Origin of the sequence: Streptomyces sp. MK7 (genome assembly GCF_032658145.1) — a bacterium.
Classification (GTDB): domain Bacteria; phylum Actinomycetota; class Actinomycetes; order Streptomycetales; family Streptomycetaceae; genus Streptomyces; species Streptomyces spiralis.
The window spans coordinates 218,538-232,951 of record NZ_JAVACL010000003.1 but is presented as its reverse complement, the minus strand read 5'-3'; the positions used below and the strand labels follow the sequence as shown (position 1 = coordinate 232,951).

The 14,414-nt window shown below is 63.8% G+C and carries 8 protein-coding genes; all 8 read right to left on the bottom strand.

Translation table 11 applies throughout. The features are described 5' to 3' along the window. Nucleotide 1: 1 nt before the first annotated feature. The 8 genes from R2S09_RS05795 to mrdA all read right to left on the bottom strand — a co-directional run bounded on the left by R2S09_RS05795 (nt 2) and on the right by mrdA (nt 14,367). On the bottom strand, nt 2-916 hold the full coding sequence (locus R2S09_RS05795; protein WP_316740044.1) for an aminoglycoside phosphotransferase family protein: 915 nt from the start codon (nt 914-916) through the stop codon (nt 2-4). 219 nt (nt 917-1,135) lie between these two features. Next, entirely contained in the window at nt 1,136-3,022 is a 1,887-nt protein-coding gene (locus R2S09_RS05790; RefSeq protein WP_316740043.1) for a UvrD-helicase domain-containing protein, read from the bottom strand. Next, on the bottom strand, nt 3,019-5,172 hold the full coding sequence (locus R2S09_RS05785) for an ATP-dependent endonuclease (protein WP_316740042.1): 2,154 nt from the start codon (nt 5,170-5,172) through the stop codon (nt 3,019-3,021). The genes R2S09_RS05790 and R2S09_RS05785 overlap by 4 nt, the downstream gene beginning before the upstream one ends. Nucleotides 5,173-5,554: 382 nt before the next feature. Next, complete coding sequence (locus tag R2S09_RS05780; RefSeq protein ID WP_316740041.1) at nt 5,555-6,373, bottom strand: hypothetical protein; 819 nt, start codon at nt 6,371-6,373, stop codon at nt 5,555-5,557. A 910-nt stretch (nt 6,374-7,283) separates the two neighbouring features. Further along, nucleotides 7,284-9,224, bottom strand: a complete 1,941-nt coding sequence (locus R2S09_RS05775) for a TIGR03960 family B12-binding radical SAM protein (protein ID WP_316740040.1) — start codon at nt 9,222-9,224, stop codon at nt 7,284-7,286. Nucleotides 9,225-9,267: 43 nt separating this feature from the next. After that, nucleotides 9,268-10,827: a CYTH and CHAD domain-containing protein gene (locus R2S09_RS05770; protein ID WP_316740039.1), complete on the bottom strand. Its 1,560-nt coding sequence runs from the start codon at nt 10,825-10,827 to the stop codon at nt 9,268-9,270. 79 nt (nt 10,828-10,906) lie between these two features. Beyond that, entirely contained in the window at nt 10,907-12,106 is a 1,200-nt protein-coding gene (gene rodA, locus R2S09_RS05765; protein WP_306190169.1) for a rod shape-determining protein RodA, read from the bottom strand. Continuing rightward, nucleotides 12,103-14,367: a penicillin-binding protein 2 gene (gene mrdA / locus R2S09_RS05760; RefSeq protein ID WP_306190168.1), complete on the bottom strand. Its 2,265-nt coding sequence runs from the start codon at nt 14,365-14,367 to the stop codon at nt 12,103-12,105. Before mrdA ends, rodA begins: the two co-directional genes overlap by 4 nt. Nucleotides 14,368-14,414: the final 47 nt, after the last annotated feature.

Sequence of the window (14,414 nt, the reverse complement as noted above, 5' to 3'; positions counted from 1 at the left end):
GCTACCGCGGCCGCCAGTCACGCGGTGCGTCGTCGTTGCGCAGAGCAGCAATGCGCCGGCGGTACTCGTCGGCCGTCTCTTGGTCTTCCTGCACGTTCTGCATGAGCCACGTCGTCATGCCGAACTCTTGGAGCCGACGAAGCGTGTCGTAACCGTGCCAGTAGTACAGATCCCGTCCGTAGGCCCGGACGAAGTCGGCGTACTGCTCGTCGGTCTGCCAGCCGAGGCTGTGATGCTCCGTGGCTGTGACCATCAGGTCCCACTCAGGGTGATCGAAGCAGAAGGCCTCGAAATCGATCAGAACCACTTCGCCCCGATTATTCACCATGAGGTTCTGCACATGAGCATCCCCGTGCACCGGCCCCTTGGCAGTCTCGAACCTCAGCGCCCCGAACTGGTCACGCAGCTCACGCCACCGCTTCCGCAGGAAGACCCTGTCGTCCTCCGAAATCGCAGCCCGGCTGATCCGCAGCTCTTGCTTACCGAAGGGATCGAACGACGGCAGCTCCAGCCCGGCCGGCAGCGTCATGGAGTGCAGATCACGGAGGACGCCTCCCAGCTCCCCATAGGTGGCCTTACGCTCACCTTCGACGATGAGATGCCAGAAGGTCACCGGGTGGCTTTCGATCATCAACGGCTGCTCCAGGTCCTCCACGATGCGTGCACCCGGGAACCCCTCTGTAGCAAGCCACCGCGACACACCCACCTCAGTGCGCGCCTTGGGCAGATACTCCTCACCGCGAGCAACCCGCACGACCACCGGTACCGAGCCCAGCCGAAACAGCGCGTTCTCCCCAAGCCGGATCAACTCGGCGCCTCTGTCGTCTAGCCCAGCCACCCGGCACGCGGTACTCATCACCCGCACAGCCCTCGCCGACGTTAACCCCTCATCCGACCGAGCAGCGTCAACCGCCATGCCCGTACCAACTCCCCTAGGTCGCGCGCGATCAACCAGCACACGCCTACGGGCGACCAACCCGACGCGCGCCGGACACGACTCTGACCGTACCCATCCTCATACGGTCGACGCGAGGGCACGTCTCCGAGAGCTACACCGAGCCCGACGGAAGCGAAAAACAGTGTCGCACGCTAAAAAAGCTGAGCTATCACTCAGAGGCGCCAGGGCCAATCGAATTCACGACGCAAGGTCTTCGGCTGTCAAGATTCGACCGCATGGGATGGTCTTAGATTCCTCAATCGCCTTCCTGGCGGCGTCCACATCCCCAGCAAAAACGACGACTGCTAGCGAATCAATCGCTCGCGACACGCACACATACAGCAGACGCCTTGTTCGCTCCAAAACTGAGTCCTTACCAGCGGCCAAGTTTTTCCTGTCGACCTCCGATAGCTTTTTGATGCCGAATAGCTTCTCGTAAGAGTAAAGGCTATACCTTCCCTCTTCGTCGTCTAGTACGACTACAACCTTGGAGAACTCTGCACCCTTAGTGCCGTGCTGAGTCGAGTAAGGTGACTGCTGTCGAATGTACTTGAAATAAGACCGGAGTTCAGACACATCACATGCCGCGAAGGCATCTAGCGTCTCCCTGACCTCCGACGACAGAATGACCTCTGAATGCATACCATCTGGGTCGAGGTATACGGAGAGTCGCGGATCCGGGACGATGATGTCGGCAGCTACAGCGAGCCGTAGCGCAGTACCCACAGATCCTTGTCCTGCCTTTGCCACGGTCTTTCGCAGGTGCGCTACGGCGTCCCGCACGGTAGCCAAGCTCTGCCTGACATCACGGTCAGGGAAATCATCATTAAGCACCCCCCCTCGCTCCCGGAGGACAGAAAGCACGGATGGGGAATTAATGCTTTCAGCCGCACAAATGGGTAGTATAACTTCCTCAAATGGTCTTAGAGGCCAGGCGGTTCCCTCATCGAACGCGTCCTTCAAGCTTTTCGCATCACCGTCATGAAACGCGGCGTATAGCCGCTCAAATCCCATACGTTTGGCAACCATGCGATGGACGATCATGAGGATCTTTGCACCCTCAGCATCGCCGGCCGAGTCGGCAGACCAACTACCGGCGTCGCTGTGTTTCCCCAACCAAACTCGGACCTGTTCCAGGCTTTCACTTCGCTGGTCATCCGCGGGAAGAATAAAGAAAAAGCATTCTCCGCTTCTCTGCGCGCTCGCCGGGCGACCGGGCACTTGCACCAAGCCGTCAGCTTCAGATCGCACCTGGTTGATGACACTTAGCACTGCGCTCGAACTTCGGAAGTTCTCTGGCTTATCGATGCGCACCCACCCTTCCTCAAGGGAAATAGAGCCGATCCCACGCTGGAAGATCTGCTGCATAGGGTCTCCGAAAAAGCCCAAACACACTGCGCCATGTGCCTGATTCGCGACTCGCTTCAGCGCCTGGACAACGTTAGGGAAGGTGTCCTGGCTCTCGTCGACAAAAATATACGGATACTTGTTAGCTACGATACGCGCGAGTAGCTCTTTTTTCAGGATCAACTCGGGAACCATAGACACGATATCCTCATGCCCGAGAATTCCCTTCGCGTAGTCACTGCCGGTGCCATAGGTATAACGGCTAACCTGACTGAGAAGCTGAAGCTGAGTGCCAAGTTTCTCAAGTGAAGAATTATCCTTGGCAATTGTCGTCGCACGCGTGCGTGAGGAGTAGTGTGCCTGTCTCTCCTTCAGTTGTCGTATCTCGTTCTCAACGCGACAGCGCACCCATTTGGAGATATCCCTTTGGAACGGGTTGATCAGGGACCACAAAAAACTGTGGATAGTAGAGACCGCTACAAGAGGGGTATTTCCGATGTCGGCGTGAATTTCCTTAGCGGCGACCTCGGTATATGTGATGCAGGCAACTTGCTGAGTTCGGGCCCTGAGGCGAGAACCGCACTGCACTACCACGTGATCTAGCGCCTTGACCAAAGAGGTTGTTTTACCTGAACCCGCTCCAGCCACCATAATAAAGCAGCCAAGCTGATCTCCGTCCAGGAGACGCCGAAGCTCGATATCAGCTGGCGTATCCGGCGCAGTAAGTCGTGCCGTCACTTTCCCTCCCCAGGTACAAGCGAAGACGTGGACGCTAGGGGTGACAACCGATTACTGAGCCATGCCAACCCATCGAGGATGTATTGCGGTGCCTTCCATGTGCTGTCTTGCTCAGCAATAAGACCAAGGGCAAACTTCGTCTTGTCCAGGTTTCGAACTCGCCTGAAGATCGCGTCGTGTAGTTCACCAAGCGTCAACTCACTCGACTTCATGATGTACAGGCCGATAACTCTTCGGGACGGATCTTGAGACCAGTCCAAATTTTCCAGAGCAAAGGCCTCTTCGAGTGTTCGTCCGGCTAGCTCGTTCGCCTCCGAGCCCCATTCGACTAGCTGTCGGGTCTGGCAAGCAACCCGGATATTGCCAGCGCCCTTCCCATCACGTTCAACGACTCGCTCATGGTCCGCGAGGTTAAGGAACTCATCAACCGAAGACAGCTTCGGGAACCAGTTCTTTAGAGTCTCATTGGAAGTGACAGCGCCGGGCACCGTCGTCATGCACGCGCGACCTTTTTCGGATTCGTCTTGTTGTAGGCCGGCGCCTTCGGAAGGCTCAATACTATCCAAATCAGTGATGACCAAGGCCGTGATGTCCAGGAATTCAAGCAGTTCTTGAAATTTGTGCGCAAAGGCGCCTCCGACTTCCAGGATCGTGAGGTGACAAGACTTCAATTGGGGGAAGTTGCGTTCAATAATGAGCGGCAACAGCAAGCGCTCGACGTTTCCCTCTACCAGGACAGCAGCATCCGCGAAGAATAGATCACAGTGGGTCAATTTCAGATATTGCTGAAGGAACTCGCGCGTCTCTTTTTCTTCTCCGTTGTAGAAGTCCGAAAGGTTCTTAACTTCGCTTCGATGCAGAACCCCGCCCACTCTGTCTCGACAAAAATACCGGATTGGCTGGAAACTGCTCTCGTAGAGGATGTGTGACGAGTGGGTGGTGACGACCATCTGCGTACGAAACCCTTGTTTCGCCCCGGGGAGTAGCTCGAATACTCGGCGAATGAAAACCTGTTGGAGTTGCGCATGGAGATGCGCTTCCGGCTCCTCGATCATAATTAGATGAACCGGCGGGCGCTGGCCCTCCACATCCTCCCAGGCGTGGTGGAAGTCCAAGATCTCAACGGCCATGTAGATAAGGTTCTTGAAACCCAGACCGTTGTACTGATCTGGTAGAACCTGCGACTTCTCCCCGTTGACTGGAGGCAGCATATAATGTACGCGAGCGCTTGTACTGAGCATGTTTTGCACATTGAACGAAGCCTTCACTACAAGCCCAGCATTCGTGGCTCCTGGGTAACCCAGGTGTTCAATACTCGCGAAAATTGAGCCGAAAGCCTCTTCAAAGTGATCGTTGAGGGCGGACTCTGAATTAGCGATAGCGCTTAGCGCCCCTAGATCCGTTTCAAACTTCTGCAAATTGCGCTGATAGTACCTACTTAGCCGCCGCGACAAGTCTTCGGCCCGGCCATGTGATTCCGCGTCTGTAAGATGCCGTTGAGCGTTTAGAAAATCTACCTTTATGAGTGCGCCAACCTTTGTGCTGGCCCCAGACGAACTAGATCCCAAGTAGAACGGTTCGTATCCAGCCTTAGGCTTCAAATCGTCGTCACACTGCCGCTCGTCGAGTACGTAGTACTTGATTTCGTATTCGCTCGTCAGTCGTTTACTTAGATAGTCCGTGAGGTCCACAGGCCACGGCTTGTAAGCAGCACCTGGGTTGTCTTTAGGAAGCTTCCTTTCCTTACGGGCCTGCTGATAGTTCTTCAATACTGAAAAAGAATCTCTCGGCGCATACACCATGCGGATACCTACCGGTTCCCCGTCCCAGTCGAGTCCCGGCAAAAGGTCTAGCACACGGTGGACGTTTTCGTCATCTACCTCGAACCATAGATCAAAGTAAATCTTGGGTAGATCCATCTCAGCATCGACGGCGTCGGGGTCAAGCCTGTTGAACGTCTCCCAACAGTCGGCAGCGAAGTCGTAAATCTGGAATCGAACCTTGGGATCCAAGAAGCGCTGGAAGACATGGGTTGCGGACGTCTTTCCGCTGTTATTCGCACCAACGAAAATTGTCGTCTTTTGGTCGAGATCCACTCGAACATTCTTCAGGCGGCGGAAGTTCTGAACACGAAACGCCTTGATATGCACGGTCCCCCCGGCATTTTCGCAGTTTTACGGTGCTTTTACCATTGAGTATCGACTAGTCGAACGCGTGCTGCGGGGTCTGAAAGCAACACCCACTCGTCTTGCTTCGATCGAACGTTCGATTGCTTTCTCAGCGGCAGCAGCTACCCGTCTACCCCTGCCCTCCCCAGGGCAGGGCGACTAGGTTATCCGAACTGAGGCCGGTGTGACTGCTGCTTCCGCACAATCCATTTTTTTGTGCCCATGACGCGCCCATGACCCGTTCGAGTGCGACGCCGAGTAGGTAACCGTCATTCGAACGATGTCGGCCGGCGGAACCGCCCTCCCGGGCGTACCGTACGGCCGCGCGCCCCAAGGTCTGGGCGGACCACTGCGTCTGAGTTGCCTACAGGCGAGAGTGCAGGTCACGACGAAGACCGAGATGCCCCATATGTGCTGTGTTGCGAAGCAAGACGTCGTCCATAACGCGGACAAGCTCCTTGCTGCCGATTCGAGCAGCGATCCGGAGCTCGTGGACAAGTAGTGTCGCGCAAGCTAGATCGACGAGGTCGGAAGCCATGGCTGCCGCTTCTGTGTCGGTAGCGGGGCCATCCGCGAATACGGTGATATCGTCATAGTTCGCCTTTACTCGGAGACGGTACAAGTAATCGGCAATCGTTACTGGCCGAATCCCCTTCTCTGTGACGTCGCGTTCCGCGGCTGTCAGATTCGCCGACTTAGGTTCAGGACGAGCCTTCTTGCCCTGCTGAACGCGTGTCTTGCTATCCGCATGCCAGGCCTTACGTCGCTCCGAGAGCTTTCGTTCCCGAGCTTTTTTAAGCCTGTCCTCGATCAACGCAGCCCGTGTGCTGCGTAGTGCCTTGGCCGCTATGTCCCATGCCTGATCACCCTGCCAGGACGTCCACGGGTGCAAGCCCGTGTCCAGCGAGCGACCGGGCCCGGCGAGGAAGCCATCAGAGTCTGATTCCCTCGCGGCGGGGTGAGCAGCTGCGAAGCTCCACGGAGCCAGTTTAGCTGTCCGGTAAGTCCAAAGGTCCACGAACTGGCGCTTGGTCTGTTCATGCTGCTTCGGGCGCTCATGTCCTTCAGCCACCAACACCGCTTGGGTGGCGTTGTACAGGACGTAGTACGCCTGGACAGCACTCCATCCGTTAGCCAGCCGTACAATCTCAGAGTCCTCGGCCAATGCATGGGTAGCTTCCAAGAGCGAGGCCGTGGTCCATGCACGACGCAAGCAGCTTGTCACCTCATCGCGGTCGGCATCACAAGGCGTACGGGTTGGTTTGTAGAAGTGACCCGCTGCCGTGGAATGTAGCTGCGTAGTCGCAACTTCGAGGTCCGTCCAACCTCCTCCGAGAGCAAGCTCACGAAACGCTCGAACGTAGGAAGCATGCGTACGGAAGCTACGCGTCTGCTCGCTGTCCGATTGCGGGACGGCGAATCTGATCATGGCGCATTATTGCGGATGGTAGCGGCTGGCGTCATCCCCTATGCGCTCAAGCGCCGCTGGCGAACCAACGGGCACGCAGCGCGAAGCCCCCTCCCTGTGGTGGCAAGGGGCGCACTTGGTCGTACAACTTAGGGCAGGCCCGCACTGCTCCTAGATCCACTCCACTACGGAGACGACCTGCGAGCCGTCTCCATGGCCAGCGGCGGCGTCCGGGACAGCGATGGCGGCGCCGACGGGCGAGGGATCGTCAATCACCTCTCTGGCGAGCCACTCAGACAAGCAGACGTATCAGCCCTACGAGCTTGGGCAACTCTGACCTCCGTTGGACATCCGGGGCCTAGAGGCAAGGCCGGCGCCAACGCACACAGACGCCTCGCAGCCCTTGTCGGTTCCTAACTGCCTTGAGCTCACGCACTTTGGCGCGGCTCAGCGCGGTGAACGCCGCCGCGACATGGCCACAGGTCAAACCCACTCCACCTCAGAAAGGACGCCGGAGGAGCTTCTAGACGGCGGCAACGGCGTTCGAGGCGCGCTCTGCGCCAGCCGCTGCCGCCCTCTCTGCATGCCGAGCGCACTCAGTGCCGTCACCGCGTCTTCCTCTGTGACTTCCGCCACAGCCTCAGCGATGCGTCGCAGCGGCTCGTTCACCCCCCGGTCCCCCGTTTCAGCTGGTCGGAGCGGACTTCTTGACCGTCAGCGGCAGCAGCTTCTTGCCGCTGTCACTTACTTGTGGCCATGTGTCCATCGCCGGGCACACGCCGCAGTCGAAGCAGGGCGTCCAGCGGCAGTCCTCGACCTCGGTCTCGTCGAGGGCGTCCTGCCAGTCCTCCCAGAGCCAGTCCTTGTCCAGACCGGAGTCCAGGTGGTCCCAGGGCAGGACCTCCTCGTAGGAGCGCTCGCGGGTGGTGTACCAGTCGACGTCGACGCCGTAGGGGGCCAGGGCCTTGTCGGCGCACGCCATCCAGCGGTCGTAGGAGAAGTGCTCGCGCCAGCCGTCGAAGCGGCCGCCGTCCTCGTAGACCGCGCGGATGACCGCGCCGATGCGGCGGTCGCCGCGCGAGAGCAGGCCCTCGACGATGCCGGGCTTGCCGTCGTGGTAGCGGAAGCCGATCGAGCGGCCGTACTTCTTGTCACCGCGGATCTTGTCGCGGAGCTTCTCCAGGCGGGCGTCCGTCTCCTCGGCGGAGAGCTGGGGCGCCCACTGGAACGGCGTGTGGGGCTTGGGGACGAAACCGCCGATGGAGACCGTGCAGCGGATGTCGTTCGAGCCCGAGACCTCGCGGCCCTTCTGGATGACGTGCGTCGCCATGTCGGCGATCTGGAGGACGTCCTCGTCCGTCTCCGTCGGCAGGCCGCACATGAAGTACAGCTTCACCTGGCGCCAGCCGTTGCCGTACGCCGTGGCGACGGTGCGGATCAGGTCGTCCTCCGAGACCATCTTGTTGATGACCTTGCGGATGCGCTCCGAGCCGCCCTCCGGGGCGAAGGTCAGGCCCGAGCGCCGGCCGTTGCGGGTCAGCTCGTTGGCCAGGTCGATGTTGAAGGCGTCCACGCGGGTGGACGGGAGGGACAGGCCGATCTTGTCGTCCTCGTACCTGTCCGCCAGGCCCTTGGCGATGTCGCCGATCTCCGAGTGGTCCGCCGAGGACAGGGAGAGGAGGCCGACCTCCTCGAATCCCGTCGCCTTCAGGCCCTTGTCGACCATCTCGCCGATGCCCGTGATGGAACGCTCGCGCACCGGGCGGGTGATCATGCCGGCCTGGCAGAAGCGGCAGCCGCGGGTGCAGCCGCGGAAGATCTCCACCGACATGCGCTCGTGGACCGTCTCGGCGAGCGGCACCAGCGGCTGCTTGGGGTACGGCCACTCGTCCAGGTCCATCACCGTGTGCTTCGACACGCGCCACGGCACGCCGGACTTGTTGGGGACGACGCGGGCGATACGGCCGTCGGGCAGGTACTCGACGTCGTAGAAGCCGGGGACGTACACCCCGCCCGTCTTGGCCAGGCGGAAGAGGATCTCCTCCCGGCCGCCGGGACGGCCCTCGGCCTTCCAGGCGCGGACGATCCCGGTGATCTCCAGCACTGCCTGCTCGCCGTCGCCGATGACCGCGCAGTCGATGAAGTCGGCGATCGGCTCCGGGTTGAAGGCCGCGTGGCCGCCGGCCACCACGATCGGGTCGTCCGGCGTGCGGTCCCTGGCCTCCAGGGGAATGCCCGCCAGGTCCAGCGCGGTGAGCATGTTGGTGTAGCCCAGCTCGGTGGAGAAGGACAGGCCGAACACGTCGAAGGCCTTCACCGGGCGGTGGGAGTCCACCGTGAACTGCGGGACGCCGTGCTCCCGCATCAGCGCCTCCAGGTCGGGCCACACGCTGTAGGTGCGCTCGGCGAGGACGCCGTCCTGTTCATTGAGCACCTCGTACAGGATCTGCACGCCCTGGTTGGGCAGGCCGACCTCGTACGCGTCCGGGTACATGAGCGCCCAGCGGACGTCACAGCCGTCCCACGGCTTGACGGTGGAGTTGAGCTCTCCGCCCACGTACTGGATCGGCTTCTGCACATGCGGGAGCAGGGCCTCGAGCTGTGGGAAGACCGACTCGACAGACATCGCGGGGATTACCTTCGTGAGCTGACTGGGGTGACCATCAAGCCTAACCCGGACGCAGCGCTGTTCCATACGGCCGCAGGTCGGCCCACACCCGGGGCAGCTCCGCCTCCAGCTCGGCCGCGCGCCGCTCCTCCCGCCCGTAGAGCACCCCGTAGGTGAACGAGCTCTCCCCCGTCCGCTGAGCCCGCGCGGCGAGTTCACGCAGGGCCTCGCGGGTCATGACGCTGTCCTGGTGGTCGCCGAGCAGGCTCTGGAGGGTCTTCGCGGCCCGCGCCACCCCGGCCGCCGCCTCGCCGAGGGCGGGCGCGGCGGCCTCGGCGGCGTACCGGGTCCGTTTGGCCTGCTTGCGGGCCTGGTGCAGGGCGACGTCCCGGTCGGTGCCGGGCGGCAGGGCAAGAGCCTGTTCGAGCCGGGTGGTCAGCTTCGCGAAGTCCCTGCGCACGGCCCGGGTGAGCACCCCGGCCGGGTCTCCCGAGGCCGGCGGGCGCAGCGGCGGGTCGGCGAGCAGGGCGTCCAGCGCGTCGAGCAGCCGCAGGTGCCGCTCGCCGTCGAGGACGTCGAGGAGCCGGCGGCGGGAGCCGCCGCGGCGCTCCTCGGACCAGGAGCGCAGCCGGGTGCGGACGGGGCCGGTGACCAGTTCGGCGGGCAGGGCGTCCAGGGCGGCGGTGAGGCGTTCGGCGAGGACCTCCTGGTCGCGGTCGAGACCGAGTTCGCCGCCGAGCCACTTCAGTTCCGCGCCGAGCGGGTCGGTGGCGGTGCGGTCCAGGACCTTGCCGTAGCTGCGCAGGGCGCTGCGCAGCCTGCGGGTGGTGACGCGCATGCGGTGCACGGAGTCCTCGACGTCCCGGCGTACGGCCGGGTCGAGGGCGACGAGGGCGTCCCGCTGGGCGCGCAGATGGGCCAGGACGTGGTCGCCGGCCGTGACGGGGGCGGGTTCGGCGGCCGTCCGGGGGTGGTCCGGCGGGGCGGTCTCGGCGAGGGCGCGGGCCAGTTTCGAGGGGGCCGCCGAGGGACGCAGACCGGCCTTGCGGAACCGTTTGTCCACCTTGTCCAGGAGCGGCGGCTCGCCTCCGTCGGCCAGTTCGACCTCGATCTCGGTCCAGCGGGCGGTGCCGCCGTCGCCGGTCAGCCGCTCGGCGTGTACGGCGTCCACGCTCACCTCGGCGAGCAGGGTGCCGCCGCCGTCGACGAGGTGGCTTACGGCGCGCTCGGAGCGGAGGCGGACCAGGGGCCGGAGCTCGCTGTCGCGGACGCGGGAGCGGACGAGTCCGGCGAGGTCGGGCGGCACGGTGTCGGAGAGCGGGGCCTGGATCTCGTCGCGTACGCCGGGGGCGACCGGGAGCTTCAGGTGCCAGCCCGCGTCGCTGCCGCCGGTGCGCCGGCGCAGGGTGAGTCCGGCGGTGGAGAGGCGTTCGTCTGGGGTGTCGTAGTAGACGGCGTCCAGTTCGGCGACGCCCCTGTCGACGACGGCCGCGACCGGGCCGACGCCGGTCAGGTCGGGCAGGCCGCCCGCCTCCGGACCACCCGGCCCTCGCGACCCGCCCGGCTCGTCCGGCCGCTCCGGCTCGTACTTCCGCTCGATCTCGCGCTTGGTCGCCGCCATGAACCGAATGTAGGCGCCCCGGAGCCCCGGGGCGCCCCCCGATGCCGCTCGATCTTCGAAGGACTCCCTTTCGAAGGCCTCACGCCGACATCGGGCGTTGCACCTGGATCGACTGGAGCAGGCCGACCGCCACCCAGACCGCGAACATCGACGAGCCGCCGTAGGAGACGAACGGCAGGGGCAGGCCGGTGACCGGCATGATGCCCAGGGTCATGCCGATGTTTTCGAAGGCCTGGAAGGCGAACCAGGCGACGATCCCGGCGGCGACGACGGTGCCGTACAGCTCGGTGGTCTCGCGGGCGATGCGGCAGGCCCGCCACAGGACGACCCCCAGGAGCAGGATGATCAGGCCCGCGCCGGCGAAGCCCAGTTCCTCGCCCGCGACCGTGAAGACGAAGTCGGTCTGCTGTTCCGGGACGAACTGCCCGGTGGTCTGGGAGCCGTGGAAGAGGCCCGCGCCGGTCAGGCCGCCGGAGCCGATGGCGATCCGGGCCTGGTTGGTGTTGTAGCCGACGCCGGCCGGGTCGAGGCTGGGGTTGGCGAAGGCCGCGAACCGGTTGATCTGGTACTCGTCCAGGATGTGCAGCTGCCAGATGGCGACGCAGCCGAGGGTGCCCGCGATGAGCAGGCCGAAGACCCACCGGTTGGAGGCGCCGGAGGCGAGCAGCACACCGAGGATGATGGTCACCAGGACCAGGACCGTGCCGAGGTCGGGCATGAGCAGCACGATCAGGATGGGTACGGCGGCCAGGCCCAGGGACTGGAGCACCGTGCGGTGGTCGGGGTACATCCGGTCGCCGGCGTCGACCCGGGCCGCGAGCATCATGGCCATCCCCAGGATGATCGTGATCTTCACGAACTCCGAGGGCTGGAGGGAGAAGCCGCCGCCGAGCACGATCCAGTTGCGGCTGCCGTTGATGGTGGCGCCGAGCGGGGTGAGCACCAGCAGGATGCCGAAGACCGAGGCGCCGTAGAGGATCGGCACGGCGTTGCGCAGGGCGCGGTGGCCGAGCCAGATGGTGGCGACCATCAGGGCGAGTCCGATGCCGATGTTCATCAGCTGCCGGACCAGGAAGTAGTGCGGGTCGCCCTGGTTGATCTCGGTGCGGTTGCGGGTCGCCGAGAAGACCAGCGCGGTGCCGATCACGGACAGCGCGAGCGCGGCCAGCAGCATCGGCCAGTCGAGCCGGCGGGCCACCGAGTCGCGCGCGAACAGGCGGGTCCAGCCGGCCCGCTGCGGTCCGTATCCGGAGACGGAGAAGTTGTTGGCGCCGGTCATGCGGTCCTCCTGCGGCCTCTCCTGCCGCGCGGGCGCCTGCGGGTGTCGCGGTTGTCCGTCGGGGACGGTGTGGTCGCGGGCGTCTGCTGGTCGTCCGGGGCGGTGGTGCCGCCCTGCTGGGCGACCTCCTGGGCGATCTTCTCCTGGTCCTTGGCCGGGTCGCCGGGGATCTTCGGGGCGGCGATGGTGCCGTCCGGCTGGATCTTCGGCAGGCTCTTCTCCGGGGTGGGCAGCAGCGCCTTCTTGTTGTCGATGGAGCCGTCGGACTGGACGCCGTACATGGCGCTGTAGATGTTGCGCACCGCCTCACCGGAGGCGCCCGAGCCGGTACCGGCCTGGGAGATGGTCATGATGACCGAGTAGTCCTTGCTGTAGGTGGCGAGCCAGGACGTGGTCTGCTTGCCGTAGACCTCGGCCGTACCGGTCTTGGCGTGCAGCGGGATCTTGTTCTGCGGCCAGCCGCTGAACTTCCAGGCGGCGGTGCCGCGGGTGGTGACGGCGGCGAGGGCCTCGTCCATCATGTCGCGGGTCGCCTTGGTGATCGGCAGCTTGCCGTGCGAGCGGGGCTTGATCTCGGTGACGTGCTTGCCGTCGGCGCTGACGATCGCCTTGCCGATGGTCGGGGTGTACATGGTGCCGCCGTTGGAGATGGCGCCGTAGATGACGGCCTCCTGGATCGGGGTGAGGAGGGTGTCGCCCTGCCCGATGGAGTAGTTGATCTCGTCACCCTCGCGCATCTTGTTGCCCTCGAGGCAGTTCTCGTAAAAGATCTTCTCGACGTAGGTGCCGTCCTTCTTGCCGGACTTGCACCAGGTGTCCTTGTTGGCCTTCCAGTAGTCCAGCTTCCACTGGCGGTCGGGGACGCGGCCGGTGACCTCGTTGGGCAGGTCGATGCCGGTCTTCTTGCCGAGGCCGAACTGGTGGGCGGTCTTGAAGAACCAGTCCTTGGGCCGGCCCTTCTTGGGGTTGATGCCGCCGTCCTTCTTCCACTCCCTGTCGGCGAGGCCGTAGAAGACGGTGTCGCAGGAGACCTCGAGGGCCTTGCCGAGGGAGATGGGGCCGAAGTTCTCGCCCTCGAAGTTCTTGAAGACCTGGCTGCCGACGGAGTAGGAGCTGGTGCAGGGGTAGTTGCCGTTGAAGTCGTAGCCGGCCTGGACCGCGGCGGCGGTTGAGACGACCTTGAAGGTCGAACCGGGCGCGGACTGGCCCTGGGTGGCGCGGTTGAGCAGCGGGTAGTCGGAGTCCTTGCCGGTGAGCGCCTTGTAGTCCTTGGCGGAGATGCCGCCGACCCAGACGTTCGGGTCGTACGTCGGTGCGGACGCCATGGCCACGATCCGGCCGGTCTTGGCTTCCATCACGACGACGGCGCCGGAGTCCGCCTTGTAGTTGGTGCCAGTGATCTTGTCGTACTGCTGGCGGGCGGCCTTCATCGCCTTGTCCAGCTCGTATTCGGCGACCCGCTGGACCCGGGCGTCGATGCTGGTGACGAGGTTGGAACCGGGCTCGGCGGCGTCGGCCTTGGCCTTTCCGATGACCCGGCCGAGGTTGTCGACCTCGTAGCGGGTCACGCCGGCCTTGCCGCGCAGCGCCTGGTCGTACTGGCGCTCGAGGCCGGAGCGGCCGACCATGTCGGAGCGCAGATAGGGCGAAGCGGTGTCCTTGGCCTTCTGGACCTCCTCGTCGGTGACCGGCGAGAGGTAGCCGAGCACCTGCGCGGTGTTGGACTTGCCGGGGCCGGGATAGCTGCGCACGGCCTCGGGTTCGGCGGTGATGCCGGGGAAGTCCTCGGAGCGCTCCCGGATCTGCAGGGCCTGCTTGGGCGTGGCCTCGTCGGTGATCGGGATGGGCTGGTAGGGCGAACCGTTCCAGCAGGGCTGCGGGGTCTTGGCGTCGCACAGCCGGACCTTCTGCATGACCTCCTGGGGGCTCATGCCGAGCACGCCGGCGAGCTTGGTGAGGACCGCCTTGCCGTCGTCCTTCTGCTTGAGCAGGTCGGTGCGGGAGGCGGAGACCACCAGGCGGGTCTCGTTGTCGGCGAGCGGCACACCGCGCGCGTCCAGGATCGAGCCGCGCACGGCGGGCTGGACGACCTGCTGGACGTGGTTGCCGGACGCCTCCTTCTGGTACTGGGCGCCCTCACGGATCTGCAGGTACCACAGCCGGCCGCCGAGGGTGCCGAGCAGGGAGAGGACGAGGATCTGGATGACGACGAGCCTGGTCTGGACCCGGGGGGTCCTGCCGGTCTCGGGAATATTGGTCACTGGTGCTGCCTCCCCCTCTCAGTGCGCGAACGAGCCGTGCCGGTATG

Excerpts from the sequence above, each read along its gene's own strand:
- rodA (WP_306190169.1), bottom strand. The coding sequence starts at position 12,106 with ATGACCGGCGCCAACAACTTCTCCGTCTCCGGATACGGACCGCAGCGG.
- R2S09_RS05775 (WP_316740040.1), bottom strand. The coding sequence starts at position 9,224 with ATGTCTGTCGAGTCGGTCTTCCCACAGCTCGAGGCCCTGCTCCCGCAT.
- R2S09_RS05795 (WP_316740044.1), bottom strand. The coding sequence starts at position 916 with ATGGCGGTTGACGCTGCTCGGTCGGATGAGGGGTTAACGTCGGCGAGG.
- R2S09_RS05770 (WP_316740039.1), bottom strand. The coding sequence starts at position 10,827 with ATGGCGGCGACCAAGCGCGAGATCGAGCGGAAGTACGAGCCGGAGCGG.